Origin of the sequence: Mycobacterium sp. SMC-11 (assembly GCF_046250095.1) — a bacterium.
In the GTDB taxonomy this organism is placed as follows: Bacteria; Actinomycetota; Actinomycetes; order Mycobacteriales; family Mycobacteriaceae; genus Mycobacterium; species Mycobacterium heraklionense_A.
Window position 1 is genome coordinate 4782842 of record NZ_CP176430.1, and the last position, 26989, is coordinate 4809830.

The following is a 26989-nucleotide window of genomic DNA, read 5'->3' on the forward strand; positions in this document are numbered from 1 at the left end:
TGATTTGGAAAGGCGGCAGGCCAGTGGTGAACGGACGTCCCACGATGCTGACCAAGACCTTGGCGCCGATCGCGGTGGCCGGCACGGTGGCGGGCGGTGTGCTGTCGACGCCGGTAGTGCACGCCACGCATGTCGACGTGAACCTGCTGGCCGACACCGCGATCTTCGTCGGTCCGACGATCCTGTCGACACCGTCTGCGACATTCGCCCGGACCGCGGCCGATCTCTTCCTGCGCCCGTTGGGCTTCGACCTCGATGACGACGCGAGCGCATGCGTGGTCGGCTCCGCGGGATGTGACGCGCCGCTGCTGCTGCTGTCCACCCCTGCCCTGGTTCAGCAGGGCCACAGCAGCTTCGTCGGGGCGGCCGAGATCGTGCGCGAGGTGCACGCCCAACTCGCCGCCAACCCGGACGCCTACGACGCCGAGCACCCACTGTGGGTGTTCGGCTGGTCGCAGGGTGCAACCGCCGGTTCGATCGCGATGGCCCAGTTGGCCCACGAGGGCATCGACCCGTCGCTGCTGCACTTCGTGTTCATCGGCAACCCGGTGGGCTCCGGCGCCGCGATACCGGATCTCGGCGGAGGCTCCTCATCCGGCGACTTCTTCGACACCGGCCTGTTGTCCGGCGTCCACACCCCGACCGACGCGTTCACCACGACGGTGTACACGATCCCCGGCGACCCGGTCGCCGACCCCAACTCCACCTCGGCGTTGGGGATCCTCTACGAGCACATGATGTACCTGGGGCTCACCCCCGATCAGGTGGCCAACCACGCGGCGACCATCGACGGCATGCTCACCGACATCAACATCTCCGGCGCCTTCGACCAGTTCGGCGCCTGGCTCAACGCGTGGCCCCACGGCCTGATCGACAGCGGCTGGTGGGAGGGCCTGTTCTACTCGCTGGTGGCGTCCTTCTACAGCGTCTTCGGCAACATCGAGGACTTCTTCGGTGACTGGCTGGGCATCGACTGGGGCGGGGTGGAAGACACTCTCGACTTCTGGTTCCCGGCGGAGGTTTAACGCGGCCGTCGCGACGCTCCTCCCAGCTGGCTACCGTCGATGCTGTGACGGTGTCGAGATCGCGCATCACCCACGCCTGCGCAGTGGGAAGCGTCGCGCTCGTACTTGGGGCGGTCCCGTCGTGCAGCCAGCCGGGGCATCCGCCGCCGCCGGCCAGCACCCCGTCCGCCACGGTGCCCGTCATCCCTCGCCCGGACGCGCCCTACGCACCCCGCGAGGAGCTGATTGCGCCGGTCTCCACATTGATCAACGACGCGATTGCAGTTCCCCGGCTGCCGGGTGCGGTGGTCCGGATCGGGCACGCCGGCACGATCGTCTTCAGCCAGGCGTTCGGCGCGCGCAAACTCGCAGACGAACCGGGGCTCGACGGCATACTCTCGCCGGCCGAACCGATGACCGAAGACACCATGTTCGACATCGCGTCGTTGACGAAGTGTCTCGCGACGACCGTCGCGGTCCTGCAGCTGTACGAACAGGGCCGGGTCGGAATCGACGAACCCGTCCAGACCTACCTGCCGGAGTTCAACGAGACCAACGACCCGCGGCGCGCCCAGGTGACGTTACGCATGCTGCTTACCCACACCTCGGGCATCGGGGGCGATCTGAGCCACCAGGGCCCGTGGGGCCTGACCGAGGCGGACAAGGCGAGTGGTGTTCATCGGGCACTGACCGCACCGCTGGAGTTCGGTCCCGGCGAGATCTTTCACTACTCGGACATCGGCTTCATCATCCTGGGCGTGCTGGTCGAGACGATGACCGGCCAACCGTTGGACACCTACGTGCAGGACAACGTCTTTGCGCCGCTGGGCATGGCCGACACCCGCTACCTGCCCGCCACCAAAGCCTGTGGCCCACACCAGGTCCGCGGTACCGCCATTGCACTCGACGCGCGGGCATCCCAGGACGGGCAGTGCCCGGTAGGGAGCTGGAGCACCGACCTGCTGGCCCGCATAGCGCCGACGTCGCATGACGAAGACACCCCCGAGAACAACCCGGACTTCGATCAGCTGCTGCGCGGCACGGTCAACGACCCGACGGCGCGCCGCATGGGCGGGGTGGCCGGCAGCGCCGGCGTGTTCTCGACCGCCGCCGATATCGGCAGGTACGCCCAGGCCCTACTTGATCGGCTGGCGGGGCGCCCGAGCCCCTTTCCGCTGCGGCAATCGACCCTGGAATTGATGACGACACCCCAGCAACCCGGGCACGACCCAGCCCAGCTCGTGGCTGCGAACGCCGCTGCGCAACAGGAGAATGCAACGTCGCCCAATCGGCCCGATCCCCTGCTCGCCGCGCACTATCCGGCGATCGCCGGGCAGGATCTCCGCGGTTTCGGCTGGGACATCGATACGCCGCACTCCCGGCCGCGCGGGATGGTCTTTCCGATCGGCAGCTTCGGGCATACCGGGTTCACGGGAGTGACGCTGTGGATCGACCCGGGGTCCAACACCTACGTGATCGTGCTCGCCAACGTGATCCATCAGCGCGGCGGACCGCCCATCGCAGGGCTCAGCGGCGACGTGGCCACCGTGACCGGCCGGGCGCTGCATCTGTACGGCAGCTGACGGGTCAACTTCTACCCGTGGTCACAACCGGCCGCGCGCACCTGGCGATAATGGCCGGGTGGCCGATCGCAACGCTCCCGCTATCCCCGTCATCGCGCTGACGGGTTACCTCGGGGCGGGAAAGACCACGCTGCTCAACCACGTGCTGCGAGCGCCTGGCGCTCGAATCGGCGTCATTATCAACGACTTCGGCGAACTCAATGTCGACGCCGGCCTGGTCACGGGCCAGGTCGACGAGCCGGTGTCCATCGCCGGTGGGTGCATCTGCCACCTGCCGGATGAGGGCGGACTGGACGAGGCGCTGGAGAAGCTGGCCGACCCGAAGCTAGCGCTGGACGCGATCATCATCGAGGCAAGCGGGGTGGCCGAACCCGCCGATGTCTCGCGGGTGATTCGGTTCAGCGGGGTGGAGCGAATACGCCACGGCGGTGTCGTCGACGTCATCGACGTAGCGGAACACTTCGACACGGTCGATACCGAGTCGGCCCCGCCACAGCGCTACGGCGTGGCCTCCCTGGTCGTGGTCAACAAACTGGATCGGATCGCCGAAGACGCCCGCGAACAGGCCCTTGCTCGGGTGGAAGCCCGTGTGCGCGAACTCAATCCACACGCTCACGTGGTGGGTGCGATGGCCGGACGCGTGGATCCCCGGCTGCTGTACGACATCAGCGACGGCGGGGAGTCCGGACAGATGTCGTTTCGGGAGCTGCTCCTCGACGACGCCGGCGAGCACCACGATCACGTGCATGCAGACTCGGTAACCGTCGTCGGCGACGGCGCCGTTGACCCGGGACCGCTCATCGACCTGCTAGAACAGCCGCCGCAGGGCGTCTACCGGATCAAGGGCACCGTCGCGATCGGCAAGCGTCACTACCTGGTCAACGTCGTCGGCGCGTCGGTGCACGTGGTGACCGCGCCTGCGAGCGTGAGCGCCAGCCACCTCGTCGCGATCGGCACACACCTCGACACCGCGGACGTTCGCGCCCGACTCGTGGAGGCACTGCGGCCCGCCGGGGAGAAGGTGTCCGCCGCGGGCATGCGGCGGTTGCAGCGATTGCGGCAATACAGCATCTAGGCCGCAGCCGTACAACCAGGGTTCTTCACTCCGTTGCGGGTCCGATGAAATCGATGCCCGCGCGAATCGCGGGGCGATGCCGCAAGATTCGGAAATGCGCCAACCGGCCCAGGCCCGCCGTCGTCATCAAGCGTGCGCCTGGCCAGGACGCGACGACCTTCTCGCTCGTCACATACGGAGTATCGGGGTCATCGGGGTCGTGGATAAGCAGCAGCGGCGGATAGTCGGTCTTCTCGGCGATCCGGACCATGTTGGTGTCCTCGAGCGGCATGCCGATACGGCGTTCCAGGCGTCGATGGAGGCCGGCGCGTATCCGCCGGCCGAAGTTGTGGCGGGCGGCAAACAGATCCAGATAGATCGGGAACTCGCCCATCGGCGCAAGGAACACCAACCGTCCGACCGTCGTGCCCCACGACGCCGCGAAGGCGGTCGCGTTGGCCCCGAGGGAATGGGCGACCACCGCGCGGGCCGGCCCGTGTGTCCGGATCATGGCTGCCACCGCTTCGGCGCATTCGATGGCGGTGGTGCGACCGGGTGCCAGTACGCCCGGCTCGGACTCGTTATGGCTGGGCAGGTCGAACGCGATTACGCGGTGCCCGGATTCGACGAGGGGTTTGATGAACATGCCCAGGTGGGGCCGGCGCCCGCCCCAGCCGTGCACGAGGTAGACCGGCGGCCCCTCACCCCAGGACTCGCCCACGATCCGGTGCCCGTCCCAGTGCGCTTCCAGCGGCTGGCCGGGTGGGACGCCGGGCGGCATACGCAGGCTCGACTCGAGGACCGGCGGGGTGCACCACAGTTCCAGTGCCCAACGCGACCCGATGGCGGGCGCGACTCGCTCCAGTAGCCAGAACAGCCGACGCACCCGCGGGCTGACCGGCGGTTGGACACCGGAGCCCTCCACATCGAGAACGCTCGGGCTGGGAGAATCGCCGCCCTCGGCACTGGCTTGATCTCGGCGAAGGCCCTGTCGAGCGGCCGAGGGGTTCGTTGACTCCGGCACATGTCGAGGTTAGCGAGGTGATGCGGTCGGTAGCCAACATCGAGCTGGCACTGGTTCAGGCCTTGAGGGTTGGCGTGATCGCCGCATCGAGGATCGAGGTATCGCGCGTGGCGACGGTCAGATTGCGGCGCAACGCCTGGGCGACGATGATGCGGTCGAACGGGTCGCGGTGCTCCCAAGGAAGCCGCCCGGCGAGGATCGCATCAGCGGAGTCAATCGCCAGTTCCGTGCTGCTCATGTCGGCGATGACGTCGGTCCAGGTCGACAGCAGCGCTCCCCCGTCGAGGCGGCCCAGCCTGGTCTTGGTCGCGATCTCCCATGCCGAGGCAGCGGTAACCCACACCGAGGTTCCCGGATCGCTCAAGATCGCGAGCGTGTCGGCGTCGACGTTCGAGGGCTTGCTGACCAGCCACAGCAGGGTGTGGGTATCGAGCAGGACGTTCACGCCTCGGCGTCTTCCCAGGCCGCGAGTTCTGCTGCCGGTAGCGCGTCATCGAAGTCGCTCGGTACGACGAGGCTCGGCAACTGGCCAAACCTGCGCGGTACAGCGCTGATCGGCACGAGCTGCGCGACGGGCTGACCGTGGCTGGTGATGGTGAATGACGCGCCGGCCTTGACGTCATTCAAAAGCCGGTTGAGCTGGTTCTTAGCGTCCGTGCTGCTGATCGTCTCCATCGGTTGCATCGTATCGAGATTAGGCCGATCGCGCTAGCGTTACTAGCGCGATCGCCTGCCTGTAGGACATCGGTTCAGACACATGACAAGGAGAGGCCGCCGCCGCTGCGAAAATGCGATTAGCGGCGAGGACCTTACAAGGCACCTGTAGGTCTCACGCTGCATGTCATACGACGAGGTTGTGCGCTGGCGGATACCGGGTGTCTCACGTGGTGTCACCCGAACTTTGTCTCAAAGTCGTGTCATTTCTTCGGGACCCCGAGGAACGACCGCTACCAGCGCATCGACGGAGCACAAGGCCTCGTCGGATGCGGACTGTTCGGCGATGGAAGCCTCTGGCCGCATCTGCTGTTCGCGGTCAAGTCTTGAGGGGTCGCGCAATTGAAGCCGGCGCTTCGCGTGAGGCTGCGTGAAATTCTGCGAGGTCTAGCGTAGGCGGAATGGGTTTGTTCAGTCATGAGGAGTTCCGGGATCCGGCCGACGGCATTGGTGGCGGCGATCGTGGTGGGGTTGTCGAGCGAGCTCGGCGTGCTGAGGTGGGCCAATACGGGGTTGACGAACCTGTGGTGGTGGGTCCGGGGTTGCCGCCTGAGGATGGTTCATGCGGTCAGTTCGCTGTTCAGTTCCATGTGTCTACGTCAATGCTGTTCGGGTTGAAACGTATTGCGGATATACGTGGGGTGAGCGTGCCGGAGGTATGCCGGCAGGTGATCGGTGTGTTTGTCGCCCAGCAGGAGGGTGAGCTGGGTGGGTTGCTTGCTGCCGAGTCTGAGGCGACTGATTACCGGCCGAGTTTGGGTCAGGCGTAATCGTCATCGTCCTATGCGCATGTCTGTATGACACCTTGGTGAGACATATGACAAGGGCATGACACCGCCACTGAGAAAGTGACACGCAGCGTGAGACCCTACAACTCCCGTTCCGTCAGTGCGCCATATTCGTAAAACGCGACAAGTGCAGCTGATGTGCCACCGTCACCGTCTTCGTCGGCCCGTTACGGTGCTTGGCCAAAATCAGGTCCGCTTCACCACCGCGCGGGTCGTCGCGCTCAAAGGCGTCCGGACGGTGCAACAGGATGACCATGTCCGCATCTTGCTCCAGGGAACCCGACTCACGCAGATCGGACAGCATCGGCTTCTTGTCGGTGCGCTGCTCGGGCCCACGGTTGAGCTGGCTGAGCGCAATCACCGGAAGTTCCAGCTCCTTGGCCAGCAGCTTGAGCTGCCGGGAGAACTCGGAGACCTCGAGCTGACGGGACTCGACCTTCTTGCCCGAGGACATCAGCTGCAGATAGTCCACCACCACCAGGCGTAGGTCGGCCTTCTGTTTCAGCCGGCGGGCCTTGGCGCGGATCTCCATCATGGTCAGGTTGGGCGAGTCGTCGATGTAGAGCGGCGCCTCGCTGATCTCGCTCATTCGGCGCGCCAGCCGGGTCCAGTCGTCGTCGGTCATCCGGCCCGAGCGCATGTCACCGAGCTTGATCTTGGCCTCGGCCGAAAGCAGCCGCATGACGATCTCGGACTTGCCCATCTCCAGCGAGAAGAAGACGCTGGGCAGCCGGTTCTTGATCGAGCAGGATCGCATGAAATCCAAAGCGAGCGTTGACTTCCCCATACCCGGCCGCGCCGCAATAATGATCATCTGGCCCGCGTGCAGCCCGTTGGTCACCTCGTCGAGATCAGTGAAGCCGGTCGGCACACCGCGCGCCACCCCGCCGTGCGAAGCGATCGCGTCGATCTCGTCCATGGTGGGCTGCAGCAGGTCTTCGAGCGGGACGAAGTCCTCGGAAGCACGCCGGTCGGCGACCTCGTAGATCTCGGCCTGGGCCCGATCCACGATCTCGGCGACATCGGCGCCCTCTGCGCCCGCGTAGCCGTACTGCACCACCCGGGTGCCGGCTTCCACCAGGCGGCGCAGGATGGCCTTCTCGGCGACGATCGTGGCGTAGTAGCCGGCGTTGGCCGCGGTGGGCACCGTGGAGATCAGCGTGTGCAGGTACGGGGCACCGCCCACCCGGCGCAGCAGGCCGCGGCGGTCGAGCTCGGCGGCCACGGTGACCGCGTCGGCCGGCTCACCGCGCCCGTAGAGGTCCAGGATCGCGTCGTAGATGTTCTGGTGCACCGGGCGGTAGAAGTCACTGGGCCGCAGCCGCTCCAGCACGTCGGCGATGGCGTCCTTGCTCAGCAGCATGCCCCCGAGCACCGACTGCTCTGCGGCCATGTCCTGGGGCGGTTGGCGTCCGACGTCCTCGCGCGGCGGCTCCTCAAGCTCAGAGTGCCCACGGTCGTCGACTACTGCCATGCGCCCCTCCTCCTCCACTGGCACGATCGAATGATTATTCGGTGCTAATCAGCGCCGAACATATCCGGTGGCTGTGACATCTCCAGCCGCCCCCGTTGTGCCGTGCCGCGTTGACGGTAGGCGTTGCTGGCGGCCGGACAAAACGAGCTTGTGAACAAAGGTGTGGATTAAGTGTGCACACCGGTCCCCCATTTGTTTGGGACGGTGGGGAAGACTTGTGGATTGCGCTTCCCAGCAACGTCATCCCCGCAGGTGAGGGCGGTAGCTAGGGGTGTTTTGATTGTGGAAGACAATCCCTTCGGCGTGTCGCCATAGGTTGCCGTCTTGGGCGTGTTGCTTTGCAGACAGGTAGACGCGATTCCACATCAAGGTAAACACCCACACCCCGACAGACGGGTCCAAAAGTTAGCCAGCACTAACCCGGGCTGGCTGCTATCCGAACACAGCAAAGCCCCGGCAGCGCCAATGAGGCGTTGCCGGGGCTGCTGAGGTACGTGCTTAGTTTGCCGCGGCGACGTCGAGGGTGACGTCGACGTTCACCTCGGGGTGCAGGTGCACCGACACCGGGTGGCTGCCGACGGCCTTGATGTGAGCCTTGGGCAACCGGACGATGCGCCGGTCCAGGTTCGGCCCGCCGGCCTTCTTGATGGCGGCGACCACGTCAGCGGCGGTCACTGAGCCGAACAGCTTGCCCGAGTCGCCCGAGGTCTTCACCGGCAGCGTGACCGTGCCCAGCGCCTGCAGAGCTTCCTTGAGCTCCTTGGCGTGGTCCAGGTCGCGCACCTGCTTGGTCTCGCGGGCACGACGGATGTCGTCGGCCTGCTTCTGCGCGCCACGCGTGGCGACGATGGCCAGCCCCCGCGGGAGCAGGAAGTTGCGGCCGTATCCGTCCTTGACCTCGACGGTGTCTCCGGCCGCTCCGAGGTGGTCCACCTCAGCGGTCAAAATGAGCTTCATCGTTTCGAACTTTCTCTGACTTGAGGGGTCGGCTAGCGCGCCGACGAGGTGAAGGGCAGCAACGCGACCTCGCGAGCGTTCTTCACCGCAAGCGCGACATCGCGCTGGTGCTGAACGCAGTTACCGGTCACGCGACGGGCGCGGATCTTGCCCCGCTCACTGATGTAGGTGCGCAGCAGCGAGGTGTCCTTGTAGTCGATCACCTGCTTCTTGTTCGAGCAGAATGCGCACTTGCGAGTCTTGATCGGCTTCTCAGGAGCCGGACGCCGCTTGTTGGATTTGGCCATTACCTATCTCTTTCGTGCTGTGGTTCGTTTGTCTAGAAGGGCGGCTCGTCGTCGGCGCCACCGAAGGAGCCGGACGCCGGAGCACTGCCCCACGGGTCCTCCGCGGGCGGGCCGGACGGACCGGCCGAGGCCGGCATGCCGCCGCCCCCGCCGAAGCCGCCTCCGCCGCCGCCGCGGCTGACCTTGTTGATCTTGGCGGTGGCATACCGCAACGAGGGGCCGACCTCGTCGACCTCCACCTCGTAGACGGTGCGCTTCTCGCCCTCGCGGGTCTCGAAGGACCGCTGCCGCAGCCGCCCGGTGACGATCACCCGCGATCCGCGGGTGAGGCTCTCGGCCACATTCTCGGCGGCCTCGCGCCAGATGTTGCACCGAAGGAACAGCGCGTCGCCGTCCTTCCACTCACCGCTCTGCCGGTCAAAGACCCGCGGAGTGGACGCCACCGTGAAGTTGGCGACCGCCGCCCCCGAGGGGGTAAACCGCAGATCGGGGTCCGCGGTCAGGTTTCCAACGACGGTGATCGTGGTGTCACCTACAGCCACGGGGCCCTCCTAGGATCGGTGTCAGCGCTTGATGCAGCATTCGCAGCATGAGCCTACGCAACGGCTGCGACAGCGGGCTACGACTTGTCGGTGCGCATCACCTTGGTGCGGAGCACCGACTCGTTCAGGCTGAGCTGACGGTCGAGCTCGGACACGGTGGCCGGCTCGGCCTTGACGTCGATGACCGCGTAGATGCCCTCGGCATGCTTGGCGATCTCGTAAGCCAGGCGGCGCTTGCCCCAGATGTCGACCTTGTCGACCGAACCGCCGTCTTTGCGGATGACGTTCAGGAACGTCTCCAGGGACGGGGCAACGGTGCGCTCGTCGAGAGTGGGGTCAAGGATGACCATGATTTCGTATGGACGCATGGGAACCTCATCACCTCCTATGGTCGTAGTGCGGCCGTGGAGGTATCCACGGCAGGAGGGTCGCCTGCGTCGGCAACCGGGCTAGGTTACCGGAGGCGGACGGCCGGAGCGAAATCGGCGGGTTGCTCACCGAGTCCGATTAGGCTCACCGCCATGGTGAGTCACGGCAGGTGGTTCGTGATGTCGGCAATCGTCCTTGCCGCACTGGGCGGGCTGTCGAGGCCGGCGCCGGCGGTCGCCGATGACAACTGGGTGCAACCGGGCCAGGTCGCGATGTTGATCCCCTCCGACGACGAGGTCAGTACATTCGCCGGGATGCCGATGTCCAGCACGGGTCCAGTGGGCATGGTGCCGTCGCCGCCGGAACGTCTGCGACAGCGCGATGACTGCCGGGCGTTCTACGAGGTGGGCACTACTGAGGTGGTCGGGAACAACTACGCGTCTCACCGAGCGCAGCGGTGGGAGAACCGCGCACACGAAGCGGCCGCGATCGTGGCTGTAACGACCTTTCCTTCGGTCGCCGAAGCGAGCGCGGCGTTCACCAACACCTACAACCGGCCGGCGGTCGACCGCTGCCTCAACGCGCGGTTGGCTGGGACCGACGTCGATGCGGGCGTCACCATGGACCTGGTGCACGTCGAATTAAGCCCGGACGCGACCGTGGCCTCCTGGCTGCTCTCGGCTCGCTTCAACGGCGCGAACATGGGGTTCACCTCGGCGTTCCTCGTCGCTGTCGGCGCCAACTTCATGGTCGAGGTGCTCTCCAGCCAGTGGGGCAACGCCGCCGTGACCATGGACCGGCTCAGCCAGCATGTCTTGGACCGGGTGCACTGACCCCGGTCCCGAGGTCAGGTTGCCGGAATCCAGACCATCAGCCGCTCGGCGAGCTTCGCCGCCGCCTCAGCCCCGCCGGCGCCGCGCCGGCACACCGAGGTGTACAGCACGACGTTGCTCTTGACGTCGGCCTCGTAGGCGCAGGTCCAGTCGAGCGGCTTGCCGTCGGCCAGTTGCACCCGGCTCCACTGCGCTCGGGTCCCGTCGACGGCGGGGACGTGGAACTGCCAGGTGACGTTCGCATCGGTGTCACGCGGGTTGTGCACCGCGACCCCCTCACACTTGCGCAGCTCGGCGGGGAACGCCGCGCTGAACGCGGCGCGTGCCTTGTCGGTGTCGGGGTAAGAAGCCACACCCTGGCCGACCACGACGTCGGCATTCTCTTCCCGGTCCTTCTGCTGGGCGCCCTTGTAGGCCGTCCACTCGAAGCCGAAAGCGGGCATGGCCGGGCCGAGCAGCACCGTGCACTCGGCGTGCTCGTCCAGCGTCACCGGCGGCGCCGGCTGGTCGAAGCGCTTCTCGAAACCCAATGGCGAGCCGACGATGGGACCGGACACGTCCGCGGGCAGTGGCAGGGTGCGCAACCGATCCGGCAGCACCAGCGGCGGCGGAACCGGTGACATCGAGGACCGGCGAGCGGGTTCCCCGGCGGGAGCCACCGCCTCCGAGGTCTCGGCCTTGGTGGTGTCACCGGGCGATGGCAGCCTGACAGCCTGGGCGGATCCGCCATCCTGATCATCGCCGCGCGAACACCCCAGCATCGCCATCGCGACGAGGCCCGCGACGCCCACTGCAGCCGATACCCGTTTCATCACGTCGCTCCTCGCCGGTCCGTCGTCCATGCGTCAGCCCCCGATCCGGTTCGCCGTTATATCCGCTATCTGCTGCGTGGTTGTCGAGGGGTTGCCGGTCTGGCATGCCCCGTCACGGTGTATCACATTGCGCTGCAGGCGAATCTGTGTTGCGCAGCGCCATCCGGTGCTCTGCTGGTCACGCTGTTCCGACAAGATGACGGACAACTTCGAGTCCGTGACTGCGAGGGAATCGACGTGCCAGGCCGCATGCTCGTCGTTCTCGGCGGGAATCATCGCCGTCCGGCAGCGCGCCTGCAGATCGGCGTTGATCGTCCGGCGGAATACCCGCGACGCGGTTCGTCCGTTCGGATAGGCGGCCGCGCCCTGCCAGGTAAAGAAGTTCATGTCGTCACTGTCCTGCTGTGAGACCTGGCGATACGCGGTGTATTCCGTGGTCCAGAAATCTTTGCCGGAAAGCGTAAGCGCCTTGCACTCGTTGCGATCGCGCAACGTGACCTCGGCGCTGGGTACCTGCCAACTGCCCTTTCCGTGCATTGGCAACCCAACGATGGCGCTGACATCGTCGTCGGACAGCAGCAGCGCGCCGACCCGTCCGGGCGGCAACCCATCCGTGGACGCCAGACCGGGGGTCTTGGGAGCCGAAGACACGTTGGCCATCATCGCGTCGACGGGAATATCACCCGTGGTCGCACTGCAGCCAACGGTCGCCAGCAGCGCCAACGAGCAGCACGCCGCGGCGTGAACTGAACGGTTCATCGGATGTCCCGCATCTCTCGGTGGCAGCTCGAGCCCAGATCGTCACGATCGTAGCCGCTGGCCGGGCCGCTGTCCGGCGGTAACAGGCATGCCGGCCGGCGCTGCCGGGGGCGAGGACGGACCCCGCGCGGGTGGAGGCCGCGGCGGCGAAATTGAGGTACAAGGTCCTCCCCGCACAACGTTGTGCGGCACATCTCGCGCTGTGACGGTAGCCTCACCGGAATGTCTGATGTTTCCTTGTTAACTTTGTTGCGCGAACGCGCCTCCCTCGCGCCCGACGAGGCGGCGTTCACCTACACCGATTACGACCAGAACTGGGACGGTGTCGCCGAGACCCTGTCGTGGTCACAGATGTATCGGCGCGCGCTCAATGTCGCCAAGGAACTCCAGCGGCACGGGTCTGCCGGGGACCGCGCGGTGATCCTGGCCCCGCAAGGCCTCGGTTACATCGCAGGTTTCCTGGGCGCCATCCAGGCGGGATTCATCGCCGTGCCGCTGCCGGTTCCGCATCCCGGCGCGCACGACGAACGGGTCAGCGCCGTTCTCACCGACACCGCTCCCACCGTCGTCTTGACCACGACCGGGGCGGCAGATCTTGTTGCTGAGTATGTCCGGGAATCCGGGGCCGACGCCACGGCAACCGTCGTCGAAGTCGACGCTTTGGACTTGGACGCCAGCGTCGCCATGGGCGAGCAACCTGTCGACTCCGGTGGTGTGGCTTATCTGCAGTACACCTCGGGCTCGACTCGGCTTCCGGCCGGCGTGATGGTTTCGCACCGCAACCTTCAGGTGAACTTCCGGCAGTTCATGGCGGGTTACTTCCCGGAGTTCAACGGGGTGGCACCGCCCGACACGACGATCGTGTCGTGGCTGCCCTTCTACCATGATCTGGGCTTGATCCTGGGCATCATCGCACCCATCCTGGGCGGCTACCGTTGCGAGCTGACGAGTCCGGTGGCGTTTTTGCAGCGTCCGGCGCGCTGGGTCCAAGCAATGGCCAGCCACACCCGATCGTTCTCGGCGGCGCCGAATTTCGCCTTCGAACTGGCGGTGCGGAAGACCACCGAAGAAGACATGGCCGGACTTGATCTAGGCGACGTGCTGGGCATCGTCAGCGGCAGTGAACGCGTCCATCCCGCGACTTTGGAGCGGTTTCTCAACCGATTCGCCCCCCATAACTTCCGGGCGCGGGCCCTGCACCCGGCCTATGGGTTGGCCGAGGCGACGCTGTACGTCGCCACCCTGGATGTGGAATGCGCACCCCAGACCGTCTACTTCGAATCGGAGAAGCTGACGCGCGGCAGCGCGCAACGGTGCGAGGCTCCGGACGGCACGCCCCTGCTCACCTACGGTGTGCCGAAGTCGCCGGCGGTGCGGATCGTGGACCCCGAAACGTGCGCCGAGTGCTCGGTGGGAACCGTCGGCGAGATCTGGACCGCGGGCGCCAATGTAGCCGCCGGCTATTGGAACAAGCCGGAACAGACCCGGGAAGTGTTCGAGGCGACCCTTGTCAGGGCGTCGGAGGGCACCCCGAGCGGCCCTTGGCTGCGGACCGGCGACCTCGGATTCATCTCCGAGGGTGAGTTGTTCATCGTGGGCCGCATGAAGGATCTGCTGATCATCCGCGGGCGCAACCACTACCCCGAGGACATCGAAGCCACCCTTCAAGAGATCAGCGGGGGTCGCGTCGCGGCCATATCGGTTCCGGTCAACGAGGACGAAACGCTGGTCACCATCATCGAGGTTCGGGATCGTGGCGAATCCGCCGAGGACGCCGCAGAGCGGCTTGCCGTCCTGAAGAACGATGTGCAGGCGGCGATCTCTCAGGCCCACGGGGTGACCGTGGCCGATGTGGTGCTGGTTGGTCCGGGATCGATTCCCATCACCACCAGCGGCAAGGTGCGCCGGGCGGCCTGCGTCGAGCAGTACCAGAGCCAGCAGTTCACCCGTATGGACCGCTGAGCCGGGCCGCGCCCCGCGCCACGAAGTCGCCGCATGTGGATCGCCCTGCTCGTGATGGCTGCTGCCACCAGCGTTGAGCCGGTTCGCATCGGTTTGACGCTGCTGATGCTGAACCGGCCTAAGCCGGTGCTGCAACTGATGGCGTTCCTCTGCGGCGGTTTCGTCATGGGGACAACCGGCGGTCTGGTGGTGTTGTTCGTACTTCCGTCCACCCTGACCGAGTCTTCTGGACTGACATTGCCGAGGGTCCAGATCGTCATCGGCGCGCTGGCGCTGCTGACCGCCACCGTTCTTGCGGTAAGACTCGTCACGGCGCGGCCGGGCGCAATGCGACCGCCTCGCGCCGATTCTGTCCCGGTCAGATTCTCTGCTCGGGCACAGCGACTGCTCAAGGGTCGATCGCTTTGGGTGGCGGGAACAGCCGGTTTGGGTATCGCGCTGCCGTCGGTGGACTATCTGGCCGCGTTAGCGATCATCGTCGCATCCGGCGCCGCCACCAGCACGAAGATCGCCGCGCTGCTGACATTCAATGCGTTGGCGTTTGCATTGGTCGAGATTCCGCTGCTGGCCTACCTGGTGGCTCCGGGCGCCACCCGCGGGTTCATGGCAGCGTTGCACCAGTGGGGTCGACGGCGTCGTCCGGGCCAGGTCGCCGCGCTGCTGGCCGCCGTCGGCGGTGTCTTATGCACTGCCGGTGTTCTAGGTCTATGAGAAGGTGGACGTCGGGTCCGACAGCGGGCCTGCACGGCTGAAGGGGTTAGCGATGAAACGACTGGTCGCCGGAGCTCTCGCGGTGTTGCTGGCCGGGTCGGCTGGTGGGTTGAGTGCAAGTACCGCTACGGCGGCCCCAGCACATCCCCTCGATACCCCCGGGATCGCGCCCGTACCGACACCGCCGCCGGTGGGCGATGCGTCGAATGTCGATGTCATCTATGCAGTGGGCGGTGCCCGACCGCCCGGCATCCCGTGGGCGGACTACACCCGGCGTGCCGGTTCCGGCTATTTCCCGAACAAGAAGCGGGAAATCATCGACTACCCGGCGGGTGCCATGTTCCGTTGGGTGCCCACCATGTTCGCTCCCGACGCCAAGCGCGACAACGTAACCGTGTCCGCAGCGGTCGACGCGGCCGCCGACAACCTCGATGCGGTGATTCGCCGCGGCACCCAGCCAGCCAGCGTCATCGGTTTGTCGCAGGGCACCATGGCGCTGGACAAGGAACAGGTCCGGCTCGCCAACGACCCCGCCGCGCCGCCGCCACACATGTTGCAGTTCACGACAATCGGCTCACCCATGGGCAAGCACGCTTTCGGGAAGAGCTTTCTTTCCGGACTCTTTGCGCCGGGCAGCCGGCTGCCTCTCGAGGACTACGACATGCCCCCCGAGGTGGAGAGCCAATACGACACCAATCGGATTGTCGCCGCCTATGACGGCATGGCCGACTTCCCCGACCGGCCCGACAATCTGTGGTCCGTCGCCAACGCCCTGCTCGGTGCCGCGATCGTGCATACGCCGTCCGCATTCACCACTCCTGCCGACGTGCCCCCGCAGAACATCCGATCCACCATTAATTCCCGCAATGCCACCACCACGACATACCTGATTCCCATCAACCACCTGCCGTTGACCATGCCGCTGCGCTTCCTGGGTATGCCAGACGACGTGGTGGATCAGCTCGACGGCTTCCTCCAGCCGCAGGTCGACGCCGGCTACTCCCGCAACGACGACCCGGCCACCCGGCCGATCTCAGTCCACCCGGCCGGCATGAACGTGGTGGAGGTTCTGGGACCGGAGACCAGCAGCGCCGTCGATGACACCGTCGGCAAGCTTCGCAGCTTCTTCAATTTCACCGGCTGACGCACGGCGTCAGGCGTCGGCCACCGTCTCGATCACGTCGCCCTTGGCAGTGCCCCGTTTCGGATCGTCTGACCGGGGCTGTAGCCACGGACGCGCGGGCCACCAATTGGCCCGTCCCAGCAGCGCGGCCGCGGCGGGCACGGTGATACTGCGCACCACAAAGGTGTCGACAAGGATGCCGGCGCCAATCACAAAACCGCCCTGCACGACGGCCCCCACACTGGCGAACAGCAGTCCGAACATGGCGGAGGCGAAGATAAGGCCCGCAGCGGTGATCACCGCACCGGTTGACCCCACCGTGCGAATAACGCTGGTGCGCACGCCCAGCGGTGACTCGTCGCGCAACCGGGAAGCGAGCAGCATGTTGTAGTCGGCTCCCACCGCCACCAGCACCACAAACGCCAAACCTGGCACGCTCCAATGCAGTTGCTGCCCCAATATGACCTGGAAGACCAAGGCACCCAGCCCGATCGCCGACAGGTAGGAGATGATCACCGAGCCCACCAGATAGATCGGGGCGATGACCGAGCGCAGCAGGGCGGTCAAAATCAGCAGCACCACCAGCGTCGTCAGGACGACGATCAGCCGGATGTCCCGGTCGTAGTAATCGCGGATATCGCGCAGTGTGACCGGGTAACCGGAGATCGAGATCGAGGCATCCGCCAATACGGTATTGGGTTGCGCCGCTTGGGCGGTCGCGAGGATCGTGTTGACCTGGTCCATGGCTTTGGTGCTGAACGGATCTTCATCGGTTTGGATGAAATACCGCACCGAATGCCCGTCGGGCGAGACGAAGGTGTGAGCCAGCTCCTTGAATTCCTCAGTGGCCAGCACCTGTCGGGGCACATTGAATCCCGCCATCGACGGTTCGGAAGCGTCGTGGCCCATCGTCATGAGAAAGGCCGACGCGGTATCCAGGCCCAGTCCCAACTCCTTGGTCTGGTCAACCAGGAGCTGCACCCCGTCGGCCACCTGACGGCCGGCGCTGGCGAGCTCGTTGGTGCCGTTCTGCATCTCGATGATCTTCCGCTGCACCCGACGAGGATTGTCGAATCCCAGCGCATGCAGGGACTGCGAGGCTGACTGTAAAGAGCGGCTGAGCCCGTTGACCGCCGACGACAGCGTCTGCGAGGGCTGCGCCGACTGCAGCTGACGAAACAGGCTGGAAATTTCATCGAGAGTGCCTGCGGCACGGGCGTTTTGTAGCTTGTGGAACTCGGCGCGCGCCGTCCCGCAAATCGGATTGGCGTCGCATGTCGGGCTGGCATCGAGGGACTCGGTGACCGGATCGACCCAGTCGAAGCTGGACGCGAGTCCTGCGAAGGTCACCTGGAGGGCATCGCCGAGCGCGCGGATACTGTTGACCAGCTTTGTAGCCTGGTCGATTTCACCGAATGTCTTGGTGCCCCCGAACTGCGTCTGCAGATACGCCAACGCATCGACCAGGCTGCGCACGCTGCCGAGCGACTGGCTGACCTGGGTGTTCAGATCTCCGAGGCCGTTTGCCAACTTCCTAGAACCCGTGGTCAGCCGGTTGAGGTCACTATCGCGCTCAGCGATCAAGCCCGCGGCCTCACCCAGCTGGCCCCCGACCTCACCGGCTTGATAAGTGGCCCTGGCTTCCTCGAGGGACTGACCACTTGGTCGGGTAACACCGCGGACGGCGGCCACACCCGGGATCTGGCTGATCCGTTGCGCCATCTGCTCCATGTCGGCAAGAGCCCGCGGCGTACGCAGATCGTTGGGCGACTGAACCAGCAGGTACTCGGGGATCGTCTGGTTCACCGGGAAGTGCCGGTCCAGCGCCGCATACCCCACGGAGCTGTCCACGGAATCCGGCAGCTGTTTGCGGTCGTCGTAGTTGAACCGGATCAGCCCGGCGGCACTGCCCAACGCCAGCAACAGCGCCAGGCTCCCGACCAGATACGTCCTGGGGCGCCGCACGATTCGCACTCCGGTCCGGCGCCAGAACCGCGCAGCGCGTTCGGGGCGTGGTGCCACCCATCCGCGCGGCCCGGCCAGCGTCAGAATGGCCGGAAGCAACGTCACCGCCGCCAAGAACGCTACCGCGATCCCGATCGCCAGCACCGGGCCGACCGTGGCGAACACCCCCAGTTTGGCAAAGCCCATCCCCAGCAGGGTGATGGCAACGGTGGCCGCAGATGCGGCAATCACCTTGCCGATCGATGCCAGGGCCCGCTGCACGGCGCGCCGGCAGTCCTCAGCAGTACCGGCTCCCATCCGGATGTAGTCGTGATAGCGGCTGACCAGGAAGACGACGTAATCGGTTCCCACGCCGGCGATCAATGCGCTGAGCATCACGATGGCCTGGTTGGAGACGGCCATTCCGGTCACCAGTGATGCGGTCGCGACTGCCGCCTGCGCGGCCACCATCGATACGCCGATGGTGATCAGGGGTAACAACATGGTGAGCGGGTTGCGGTAGATGACGCCCAGAATGAACAGCAGCAGGACACCGATCGCCAGCTCGATCGCGAACCGGTCCCGCGCTCCGGCATCGGTCAGGTCGGCGACCGTGGCCGCTGGGCCGGTGACGTCTGCGGTCAGCGTCGACCCGGCAACGGCCTCCTTGACGATCTCGGCGACCCGGACGTATGCCGCGTAGGCCTCCGGGGTTCCCAAGTCCCCCGCCAGCCCGACCGGCAGGATCCACGCTTTGCCGTCGCTGCTGACGAGCACCTCACGCAGCGCCGGGGTGGTGTGAAAGTCCTGCAGCATCACCACGTCTTCGGTATCAAGACGCAGCCGGTCCACCAACGCGCGGTAGACCTTCTCATCGGCTCGATCCAAGCCCGCCTCATCGGTGAGCAGAACGGTCAGCACGTTCTCCGAGCCGTCCTCGTCAAACGCGGCGGACACCTTGGCGGCGGCCTCGACCGACGGGGCGTCGGCGGGCAGCACCGCGACAGGATGTCGCTGCGCCATATCCGTCAGCGACGGCGCGAACAGCGGCAGCAGCACGACTAGTAGCGCCCAGAAGCCGATCACCGGCCACGGGCGCCGCACGACGAAGTCGCCTAGCCGGCTGAAGATGGGTTCACCTCCGGCGGCAGTTGCTGTGCGCGCATGTCGCAGCGAATGAAGCTGGGCTCATGCGACCTTTTCCCCGCGGCCCTGCTCGGCAATCCGCTCAAAGACGGACTTCAACAACGCCAGGTAGCGCGCGACCGATTCGTGGGCCTCCGGGTTGTCCGGGAACACCGCGGTGACCGCGGTCTCCTCCTGCACCCGAATCACATAGAGCGACATCTGATACGAGTACCGGCCGTCGCTGTACACACCGATGTTCAGGTCGTCCAGACCTGCCGCGATCAACGCCGACAGCGGCGCGGCCCCGGCGTCCAGGAAGTTGACGACGGGAAAGTTTGGCGGCGGCTTGCCCAGGCTGGGGACCAGTTCCCTCACCCGCTGGTAGGGCACGTCCGCCAAGCTTCTACCTGAATCGAAAGAAACCTGCGCGGCCTTGGCGGCTTCCGCAAACGAAGACTCACCGATGGGAACGGTGATCGGAATCAGGCCGGTGAACCAGCCCAGGGTGAGGTCATCGTCCGGGGATCGGCGGGTGTCCCGCGGGGTGAGTCCGTAGTAGGTCGCATCGCCGGTCAACTCCTGCTGCGCCAAGCCGCAGCACGCCAAGACGCCACCGATGAAACGGGCGCTCGCGTCGGTGCAGGCCGACTCGAAATCGACGGTCTGCTTTTCATCCAGCATGGTGGCGGTGACCATGGCCGCCGGGCACGGCTGCGTCGGGTCGCCGAGCGGCAGCGGGAAACCCGGCAGGCTGTCGTCGTTGCTTTCGGCGAAGCTTCGCCATGCCTGAATCTCGGGTGACTCTTGGGTGAGTGCTGAGGTGAACTCGTGCTGCCGGACACAGAACTCGCTGTAATTTCCGGCCGGGGGCAACTCCAGCGGCGCCCCGCCGGCCACCAGCGCGTTGTACATGAAATAGAGCTCCATCAACGTCACCCCGGCGACCGCCGCGTCAACATGCACGTGATCGATGCTGGCGAAGAACGTGAAGTGGCTCTTGCCCTGAATGATCCCGAATCGGAAGCAGTCCCACTGCAACGGATCGGGCGTCTGCGTCAACAGTTCGCGCACCTGGGGCAGCGTCAATTCGCCGTGATCGACCGGGACGAACGCGATATCGGCCGCGTCATCAATGACGTGGCGAATGAGTCCTCCGTCGTCGGCGTGCTCGAACCAGCTGCGGTAGGTCTCGTGCCGCCGTACATGCGCATTGATGATGTAGTCGATGGCACGGCGGTCGCAGCGGCCCGCCATGTCGCAACTGAGCACCATCAGGCGCGAGTAGTCGAGTCCGACGGCAGTCTGGTCGATGTAGCCACGAATGTGTTGTTCCTGCATGTAGCTGGCCGGCACGGCGTTAACCGGCGCCTGTCGCGCTGCGGCCAGCGCAGCATCCGACGGCTGCCACACCACAGTGGGACCGGCTTCGGGTTCCCAGTCCGTCAACGTCCCCAACGCCAATGGCCCTACACGCAACGTCTGCTCCTCTTCTCGGGCGAAAAACACTTCGGCTGGCGGCTCGGGACAGCGGCCGGCCGACTCAAACTACCTACCACCGGGAGAGTCCGCATGTTCTACACGAGCGGCCAGCTGGTCGCACACATGCTGGGACAGTCCGCGCACCGTGGTGAGCTGGGCAGGGCCGACCCGGACCCCGGTCTCCGTTTCGATCCGGGTACGAAACTCCAAGCTAGCCAACGAATCCAGGCCGTATTCGGGCAGCGGCCGGTCCGCGTCAACGGTACGCCGCAACAGCAGGCTGATCTGGTCGGAGACCAAGCGCAGTATCGAGCCCAACCACTCGTCGCGCGGGAGTTCCTTGAGCTCGGCAAGGAACCTCTGCGCGTCGGGACTACTTCGGCGCACCGGCCGGAACGCTTCGGCAAACGGGCTACGGTGCGCCAACGCCGTCAACCACGGTGCACGGGTGATTGGCGCGTATCCGGCCCAGGCGCGTCCATAGCTCAGCAACGCGCGGAAGGCGCGGGCGGCCTCGGCGGAAGTGATCGCAGCGTGTACTCCGTCGGCGGGGACAGCGGAGCTGCCGGTGTCGGCCCATGGCCCCCAACCGATCACGGTGGCCGGCAAGCCCTGGGCCTGGCGCCAGCGTCCGAACGCGTCCAACCAACTGTCGGCTGCCGCAGCGGCGCCCTGGCCCGGCGACCCGATCAGCGCCGCCGTCGAGGAGAACGCGCAGAACCAGTCCAACGATTGTGCGGCGACCTCTTCCTGCAACGCTTGGTGCAGATTCCACGCGCCTTGGACCTTCGGCGCCCAGCAACGGTCGACCAGGTGTCCGGTGATCTCGGTCAACGGTGCTTCTCCCGCCACGGCAACCGCATGCAGTACACCGCGCACCGGCAAGCCGGACGCCGTCGCCGCTGCCACCAGCCGACCGGCCGTCTCCGGCTCCGCGATATCGCCGCATTCCACCTGAATATCGGTGCCCAGCGCACGCAACCGCTCGATAGCCCGTTGCGCCTGGCCGTCCGGTGCCGAATCACCGCTCAGCACAATGCGACCGCAACCCGCTGCGGCCATCTCAGCAGCCAGGTACAACCCGGCTCCACCGGCTCCACCGGTGACGATGTAGGCGCCATCGGCCCGGAAAAGCTGGGCCTGGGCCGGTGGCACCACCGCTACTGTGCTGCCGGTCTGCGGCAGATCCAGCAAAACCGTTGCTGCGCAGTCATCGCCGTCAGCGCGTCCTAGGGCGATGGAAGCGTCCAGCAAGGGGTAATGCGTGGTCGGCGGCTGCGGAAGTCTGCCGTCAGCCGCATCTCGGTAAACGGTGCACAGCAATCGCTGGACCGTTTCTGGATGGCTGTGCGCCAGCAGCGCCAAGTCGACGACGTGCAGCGACAGATTGCGACGGAAGGGGAACAGCCCCAGCCGGCTGTCACCGTAGACGTCCTGCTTGCCCAGCTCGATGAACCGCCCGCCGAAGCTCAACAGTTCGATTCCGACGCGCTGCGCCACCCCGGACAGCGAGTTGAGCACCACGTCGACTCCGTAGCCGTCTGTGTCGTGGCGTATCCGATCGGCGAACTCCAGATTGTTGGAGTCATAGACGTGCTCAATACCCATGTCGTGCAACAGTTGCCGCCGCCGTGGGCTGTCTGCCGTGGCGAAGATCTGGCAACCGGTCGCCCGGGCGATTGCGATCGCGGCCTGACCGACGCCGCCGGTTGCGCAATGGATCAGCACCTTGTCGTCGGACGTGATACGCGCTAGGTCATGCAGCCCGTACCAGGCGGTGACGTATGCGGTCGGCCACGCGGCGGCTTCGGTCAACGGCAGTTCCGCCGGCAGGGTGGCCACCAGCCGCGCATCGCAGGTGATGAACGTGCTCCAACAGCCGTCGGGAGAGATCCCGCCGACGCGGTCGCCCACTCGGTGTCCGGTGACATCGGGGCCCACGGCCGTCACCACGCCCGCGAAATCGGCGCCCAGCTGCTGCAGGTGTGGCTCTCCGGCGGAGTACTCGACGGGAGACGCCGCGGCCCAATTGACGCCGGCGACCGTCACCGCAACTTCGATCTGACCGCTGCCCGGCGCAATTCGGGGGTGGGCGACTGCTTCCCACGATTCGGGCTCGGTCGGGTCGTTGCGCTGCAGGCGCAGACAGTCTTGCCCGTGCTCGACCACGGTGGTCCGCCGATCGGCTGGGCCCAGCGGGCCGGGGCGCAGCCGTGCGGTGTACCAATCACCGTCACGCCAAGCGGTCTCGTCCTCGTCAGACCCGCTCTGCAGTTGCGCCGCAAGGTGGGCGACCAATGCCTCGTCGTGTTCGGCGGCGCCGCCGTCTACATCGATCTGGGTGACCTTCAAGTGCGGATACTCCGAGTCGATGACCCGTATCAGTCCCCGCAGGCCGGCCTGTTCCAGGTTGGGCCGGTCCCCCGGTCGCACGGTGGCGGCGTCTCTGGTCACCACGTACAACCGCGGTGACTCCCCGGGTAGCGCCACCATCTGCCTCACGACGTCCAACAGATAAGCCACGAAGTCGCGGCCGCGCTGAGCAGGGTTGGCGGTCTTGAGCATCGGCGGGGTGACCACAACAATCCCGGCGCGGCCATCGAGCGCTCCGTTCAGGCCCGCGGCCACATCGCCGCGCCCGATCGGCACCGAAACCGTGTCAGATTGCGTCCCTTCACCATTGAGCGCCCCACCGAGGCGGCCGGTCAGGGTGTCTGTGGCGTCGGCCATGCTCAACAACAGCCAGCTTCCGGCATCGGTCGACGCTGCGGCCGGTTGATCGCGGCGCTCCCACTCGATGGTCAGCAGGCGCTCATCAAGAGTGCGTACATCGGAGTCGATCTCAGACCGGCCGGCCGTGAAGTGCAGACCTTCGACGGTGAGCAATACATTGCCCGAGTCGTCCATCAATTCCAGATCGGCCTCGCAGGCGTCGGCTCGCGCCGCCGTCACTGTGCTCAGGCAGTACCGCACTTCTCGGACCAAATGGTGGCGGCGCAGACTGCGCACGCCAACCGGCCGCAGCAGTCCCCCGTCGCCGGCGCGCGGAACGTCGGGCCGCATGACAGCAGACATGATGCACGCTTCGAGGAGGGCCGGATGGATTTCATAGAGCCCCTGCTCAGGGCGGACCGGCCCTGGCAGCGCGACTTCGGCCAACGCCGTGGCACCGATGGTGTGCCGGCCGTCGCCGACACGCACCGCTACCAAACCCGCGAAGGCCGGCCCGTATTGAATTCCGTTACGTTCGGCGGTTTTTCGCAGTTCGGAACCGTCCACGCGGTCCTGGTGAGCTGCCAGCAACGCGGCGATATCGCGGACCGCTGGTTGGCGTACATCCGGCCGAGCCTGCAACACCGCGGTTGCGCAATCAACGCGGTCGCGCCCCTGATGGGTGTGCACCGCGAAGTCCAGGACGCCGGGTGCCACCACCACGGCCCCTGAGGACACCGATGTCCAGTCGTCGAGGGGCAGCATCTGTTCGAATCGGATGTCACGAATCTCGGTTGATTCGCCCAGACTGGCACGAGCGGCGGCCAAAGCCATCTCGCAGTAGGCGGCCCCGGGCAGGACGGCCATGTTGTGGACCCGGTGATCATCGAGCCACGGGTGCGCCACAATTCCGACTTCGCCTTGCCAGACGTGGCGTTCGGGCTCCTCCAGTAGGTGTACGTGCGCTCCCAACAACGGGTGCACGGCCCGCACCGCCGCCCCGCGCGGAGTGGCGTCTACGTCCTCCCTGCTGAATATCAGCTCGCGGTGGTTCCAGCTCGGCAGCGGCGCCTCTACCAAATTCCCCGACGGGTATTGCGCAGCGAAATCCACCGCCGTTCCGGCGCTGTGCAGGTCAGCGACGAACCCGCGCAATCCTTTCCAGGACTGGCGCTCTCGGGAGATGGCGGCTAGCGCAGCGATCCCGATGTCGAGACTGCTGGCATTCTGCTCGAGAACCGCAGACAACCGGGAGTCCGACGCCAGGTCGCCGAACACCCGGTAGCCGTCCTTGATCGCCGCCTGCACAGCCGCTGCGAACCGCGCCATGTAACGCAGGTTGTCCGCCCAGTACTGGCCGTCGAATGACGGCCGGTCACGTGGGGACCACAGCGTCGCGGAGTAGTACGGGATCTCGAGCTCAGTCGGCTTCAGGTCGGCGAGAACATGAGCCAGTTCATTGACGACCGGTTCGACTTGTGGCGAGTGCGCGGCAACCGCGACCGCCAGCTCGCGGGCGGGCACTCCCTGTTGCTGCCAGTTGGCCACCAAGTCGCGAACGGCGTCTTGGTCGCCGCCAATAGTTGTCGACACCGGCGACTCGACCACGGCGAGCACCGCGTCGGATACGTCACGAATGGAGAGCTCCGAAAGCACTTGCTGCGCAGGCAGTTCCACGGTGGCCATGGCGCCGCTGCCGGCGATTCGCGATATCAACCGTGACCGGCGACAGGCGACGCGTACCCCGTCCTCCAGGGTGAGCCCCCCGGCCACGACGGCCGCCGCCGCCTCCCCGAGCGAATGCCCGATGACGGCACCCGGCCGAACCCCATGGGCCTTCATCGCTTCGGCCAGTGCGACCTGGATCGCAAAGTTCGTCGGCTGCAGTTTTTCGACCTCGGTCGGCGGCAGCTCGGCAGCGATGGCTTCGGCGAGTGAAAAGCCGGACTCTTCGGCGACGACCGGCTCCATCTTCGCGATCGCGGCCGCGAACGCCGGTTCCTCGGCGAGCAACGCCGCCATATGCGTCCACTGGGGAGTCTCTTCGGAGAACACCCACACCGGCCCGCGGCCGTCGGATCCGATGACCGGTTGATAGGCCAAGTCATTGCCGGCGATTTCGCGCAGCGCCGCACCGAGTTCACCGAAGTTGCTCGCCACCACGGCCGTTCGTATCGGCCGGTGTGACCGCCGCCGCGCCAGGGTGTAGCCGAGATCGACGAGATCGGTGTCAGTCATCGCGGGACCGCGTTCGTCGACCCAGTCCGCCAACCGGGCGGACGTCACCCGCAGCTGGTCGGCGGAGGTCGCCGATATCGGGAAAAGCCGGCCGCCGTCTGTCGCCGATTCGGTGACCGCGTCCGGTACCGCCGACACAGGTGGTTGCTCGACGATGATGTGCACGTTGGTGCCAGACAGGCCATGCGACGAGACCGCGGCCCGACGCGGATGGCCCGCCCTGGTCGGCCAGGTGGTGTTATCCAGCGGCACAACCAGATTGGTCTCTATCCCGGCAAGCTGGTCCGGCAGCCGGGTGAAATTCAAATGCTGTGGTACCGTGCCGTCCTGCAGGGCCAGTATCGCCTTCATCAGACCCAGCGGTCCGGATGCCGACTGGCAGTGCCCGAAGTTGGTCTTGACCGACCCCAAGAAGCAGCGGTCGTCGGTGCCGTAGACCGCGGCCAGTCCGGCGTACTCGGTCAGATCCGCGGCCGGGGATCCCAGACCATGTGCTTCAACCAGCTCCACCGTCGCGGCTTCGACGCCGGCAGCGGCCAACGCGGCCTGATACAGCGCGACTTGCGCCGGCGTGGACGGCGCCTCGGCCGTTCCGGTGTCGCCGTCCTGATTGGCGGCGCTGCCGCGCAGCACCGCCAGGATGCGGTCGTGGTCGCGTACGGCATCGGGCAACCGCTTGAGAAGCAACACCACGCAGCCTTCACCCGCGACGAATCCGTCTGCGGCGGCATCGAAGGCCCGGCACCGGCCGGTCGGGGACAGCATGCCCTGCTGCGAGCCGGCGACCGATCTGCGGGGTTCGAGCATCACCGACACACCGCCGGCCAGGGCGAGCTCGCTTTCGCCGACCTGCAAGCTGCGGCACGCCTGGTGGACCGCCATCAGGCCCGAGGAACACGCCGTGTCCACCGTGACTGCCGGCCCGTGCAGTCCCAGGGCCTGCGACACGCGGGCGGAAGCGAAGCTGGTGTTCGTGGCGGTGAATCCGTAGGGTCCCTCAGCGGCGCCGTGCTCTGCGGACAGCAATTCGTAGTCGCTATGCGTCAGGCCGACGAAGACACCGGTCTGCGATCGAGCCAAGGCCGCCGGGTCGATTCCGGCGTGCTCAACGGCCTCCCACGAGGTCTCCAGCAAGAGGCGGTGCTGCGGATCGACCGCGATGGCCTCCGGCTCGGTCATGCCGAAGAAGTCGGCATCGAACGCGCCGATGGTGTCCAGGAAGCCGCCCCAGCGGGAGACCGATCGTCCCGGCGTGCCCGGTTCAGAGCCGTAGTAGCTGTCGACATCCCACCGTTCGGCGGGTACTTCGTCGATGAAATCCGCGCCGCGCAGCAATGCGTCCCAGAACTGTTGCGGCGAATCGATGCCGCCGGGAAGCCGGCAAGCCATCCCGATAACGGCGACCGGTGAAGCGGACGGGCTGGAGGGGGGTGTGGGAGCGGTACTCATCGCGCTGGCGAGGTTACAGCAAGGTCACGGCTGATTTGCGCCT

General features: G+C 66.2%; 21 protein-coding genes. 8 read left to right on the forward strand and 13 right to left on the reverse strand.

Annotated elements, in window-relative coordinates; genetic code table 11:
- The first annotated feature begins 26 nt into the window (after positions 1-26).
- From ACKY0X_RS22200 to ACKY0X_RS22210, 3 genes are read left to right on the forward strand one after another with little or no spacing between them, the layout of a single operon-like run.
- The gene (locus ACKY0X_RS22200; protein ID WP_409427749.1) at positions 27-1025 is read left to right on the forward strand and encodes a PE-PPE domain-containing protein; all 999 of its coding nucleotides are present in this window, start codon (positions 27-29) and stop codon (positions 1023-1025) included.
- Between the two features lie 44 nt (positions 1026-1069).
- Positions 1070-2587 (forward strand): serine hydrolase domain-containing protein, encoded by a 1518-nt coding sequence (locus ACKY0X_RS22205; protein WP_409427750.1) that lies wholly within the window; start codon positions 1070-1072, stop codon positions 2585-2587.
- Between the two features lie 58 nt (positions 2588-2645).
- On the forward strand, positions 2646-3662 hold the full coding sequence (locus tag ACKY0X_RS22210; RefSeq protein WP_409427751.1) for a CobW family GTP-binding protein: 1017 nt from the start codon (positions 2646-2648) through the stop codon (positions 3660-3662).
- Positions 3663-3687: 25 nt separating this feature from the next.
- On the opposite strand, the gene ACKY0X_RS22215 is transcribed toward ACKY0X_RS22210, so the two are convergent.
- From ACKY0X_RS22215 to ACKY0X_RS22225, 3 genes are all read right to left on the reverse strand, one after another.
- Positions 3688-4566, reverse strand: coding sequence for an alpha/beta fold hydrolase (locus ACKY0X_RS22215; protein ID WP_409429744.1), 879 nt, complete (start codon positions 4564-4566; stop codon positions 3688-3690).
- Between the two features lie 154 nt (positions 4567-4720).
- Positions 4721-5110, reverse strand: a complete 390-nt coding sequence (locus ACKY0X_RS22220) for a type II toxin-antitoxin system VapC family toxin (protein ID WP_409427752.1) — start codon at positions 5108-5110, stop codon at positions 4721-4723.
- Complete coding sequence (locus ACKY0X_RS22225) at positions 5107-5340, reverse strand: type II toxin-antitoxin system Phd/YefM family antitoxin (RefSeq protein ID WP_046285285.1); 234 nt, start codon at positions 5338-5340, stop codon at positions 5107-5109. The genes ACKY0X_RS22220 and ACKY0X_RS22225 overlap by 4 nt, the downstream gene beginning before the upstream one ends.
- Positions 5341-5780: 440 nt before the next feature.
- Here ACKY0X_RS22225 and ACKY0X_RS22230 point away from each other — a divergent pair, with 440 nt between their 5' ends.
- A complete protein-coding gene (locus ACKY0X_RS22230; RefSeq protein ID WP_409427753.1) occupies positions 5781-6149 on the forward strand; it encodes a hypothetical protein in 369 nt (122 codons plus the stop codon).
- A gap of 115 nt (positions 6150-6264) precedes the next feature.
- Here the strand turns inward: ACKY0X_RS22230 and dnaB are convergent, their stop codons facing one another.
- The 5 genes from dnaB to rpsF form a co-directional block, all read right to left on the reverse strand.
- On the reverse strand, positions 6265-7641 hold the full coding sequence (gene dnaB, locus ACKY0X_RS22235) for a replicative DNA helicase (protein ID WP_409427754.1): 1377 nt from the start codon (positions 7639-7641) through the stop codon (positions 6265-6267).
- 498 nt (positions 7642-8139) lie between these two features.
- Positions 8140-8598, reverse strand: a complete 459-nt coding sequence (gene rplI, locus ACKY0X_RS22240) for a 50S ribosomal protein L9 (RefSeq protein ID WP_064888812.1) — start codon at positions 8596-8598, stop codon at positions 8140-8142.
- Between the two features lie 32 nt (positions 8599-8630).
- Complete coding sequence (gene rpsR / locus ACKY0X_RS22245; protein ID WP_046285275.1) at positions 8631-8885, reverse strand: 30S ribosomal protein S18; 255 nt, start codon at positions 8883-8885, stop codon at positions 8631-8633.
- Between the two features lie 32 nt (positions 8886-8917).
- Entirely contained in the window at positions 8918-9427 is a 510-nt protein-coding gene (locus tag ACKY0X_RS22250) for a single-stranded DNA-binding protein (protein ID WP_409427755.1), read from the reverse strand.
- Between the two features lie 77 nt (positions 9428-9504).
- Positions 9505-9795, reverse strand: a complete 291-nt coding sequence (gene rpsF, locus ACKY0X_RS22255; RefSeq protein ID WP_024442721.1) for a 30S ribosomal protein S6 — start codon at positions 9793-9795, stop codon at positions 9505-9507.
- Between the two features lie 180 nt (positions 9796-9975).
- On the opposite strand from rpsF, the gene ACKY0X_RS22260 reads away from it, so the two are divergent.
- A complete protein-coding gene (locus tag ACKY0X_RS22260; RefSeq protein WP_409427756.1) occupies positions 9976-10629 on the forward strand; it encodes a sensor domain-containing protein in 654 nt (217 codons plus the stop codon).
- Positions 10630-10643: 14 nt separating this feature from the next.
- Here the strand turns inward: ACKY0X_RS22260 and ACKY0X_RS22265 are convergent, their stop codons facing one another.
- Together ACKY0X_RS22265 and ACKY0X_RS22270 are read right to left on the reverse strand one after the other, a co-directional pair.
- Complete coding sequence (locus tag ACKY0X_RS22265) at positions 10644-11441, reverse strand: sensor domain-containing protein (protein ID WP_409427757.1); 798 nt, start codon at positions 11439-11441, stop codon at positions 10644-10646.
- A 33-nt stretch (positions 11442-11474) separates the two neighbouring features.
- Positions 11475-12164, reverse strand: coding sequence for a sensor domain-containing protein (locus ACKY0X_RS22270; RefSeq protein ID WP_409427758.1), 690 nt, complete (start codon positions 12162-12164; stop codon positions 11475-11477).
- A 258-nt stretch (positions 12165-12422) separates the two neighbouring features.
- Here ACKY0X_RS22270 and ACKY0X_RS22275 point away from each other — a divergent pair, with 258 nt between their 5' ends.
- From ACKY0X_RS22275 to ACKY0X_RS22285, 3 genes are read left to right on the forward strand one after another with little or no spacing between them, the layout of a single operon-like run.
- Positions 12423-14162 carry an AMP-binding protein gene (locus tag ACKY0X_RS22275; protein ID WP_409427759.1) on the forward strand — a complete coding sequence of 580 codons (1740 nt, stop codon included), beginning with the start codon at positions 12423-12425 and terminating at the stop codon, positions 14160-14162.
- A gap of 33 nt (positions 14163-14195) precedes the next feature.
- Positions 14196-14873 (forward strand): GAP family protein, encoded by a 678-nt coding sequence (locus ACKY0X_RS22280; RefSeq protein ID WP_409427760.1) that lies wholly within the window; start codon positions 14196-14198, stop codon positions 14871-14873.
- 52 nt (positions 14874-14925) lie between these two features.
- A complete protein-coding gene (locus tag ACKY0X_RS22285) occupies positions 14926-16017 on the forward strand; it encodes a PE-PPE domain-containing protein (protein WP_409427761.1) in 1092 nt (363 codons plus the stop codon).
- 9 nt (positions 16018-16026) lie between these two features.
- On the opposite strand, the gene ACKY0X_RS22290 is transcribed toward ACKY0X_RS22285, so the two are convergent.
- From ACKY0X_RS22290 to pks2, 3 genes are all read right to left on the reverse strand, one after another.
- On the reverse strand, positions 16027-19044 hold the full coding sequence (locus tag ACKY0X_RS22290) for an RND family transporter (RefSeq protein WP_409427762.1): 3018 nt from the start codon (positions 19042-19044) through the stop codon (positions 16027-16029).
- Between the two features lie 84 nt (positions 19045-19128).
- The gene (locus ACKY0X_RS22295) at positions 19129-20544 is read right to left on the reverse strand and encodes a condensation domain-containing protein (protein ID WP_409427763.1); all 1416 of its coding nucleotides are present in this window, start codon (positions 20542-20544) and stop codon (positions 19129-19131) included.
- 69 nt (positions 20545-20613) lie between these two features.
- The gene (gene pks2 / locus ACKY0X_RS22300; protein ID WP_409427764.1) at positions 20614-26946 is read right to left on the reverse strand and encodes a sulfolipid-1 biosynthesis phthioceranic/hydroxyphthioceranic acid synthase; all 6333 of its coding nucleotides are present in this window, start codon (positions 26944-26946) and stop codon (positions 20614-20616) included.
- Positions 26947-26989: the final 43 nt, after the last annotated feature.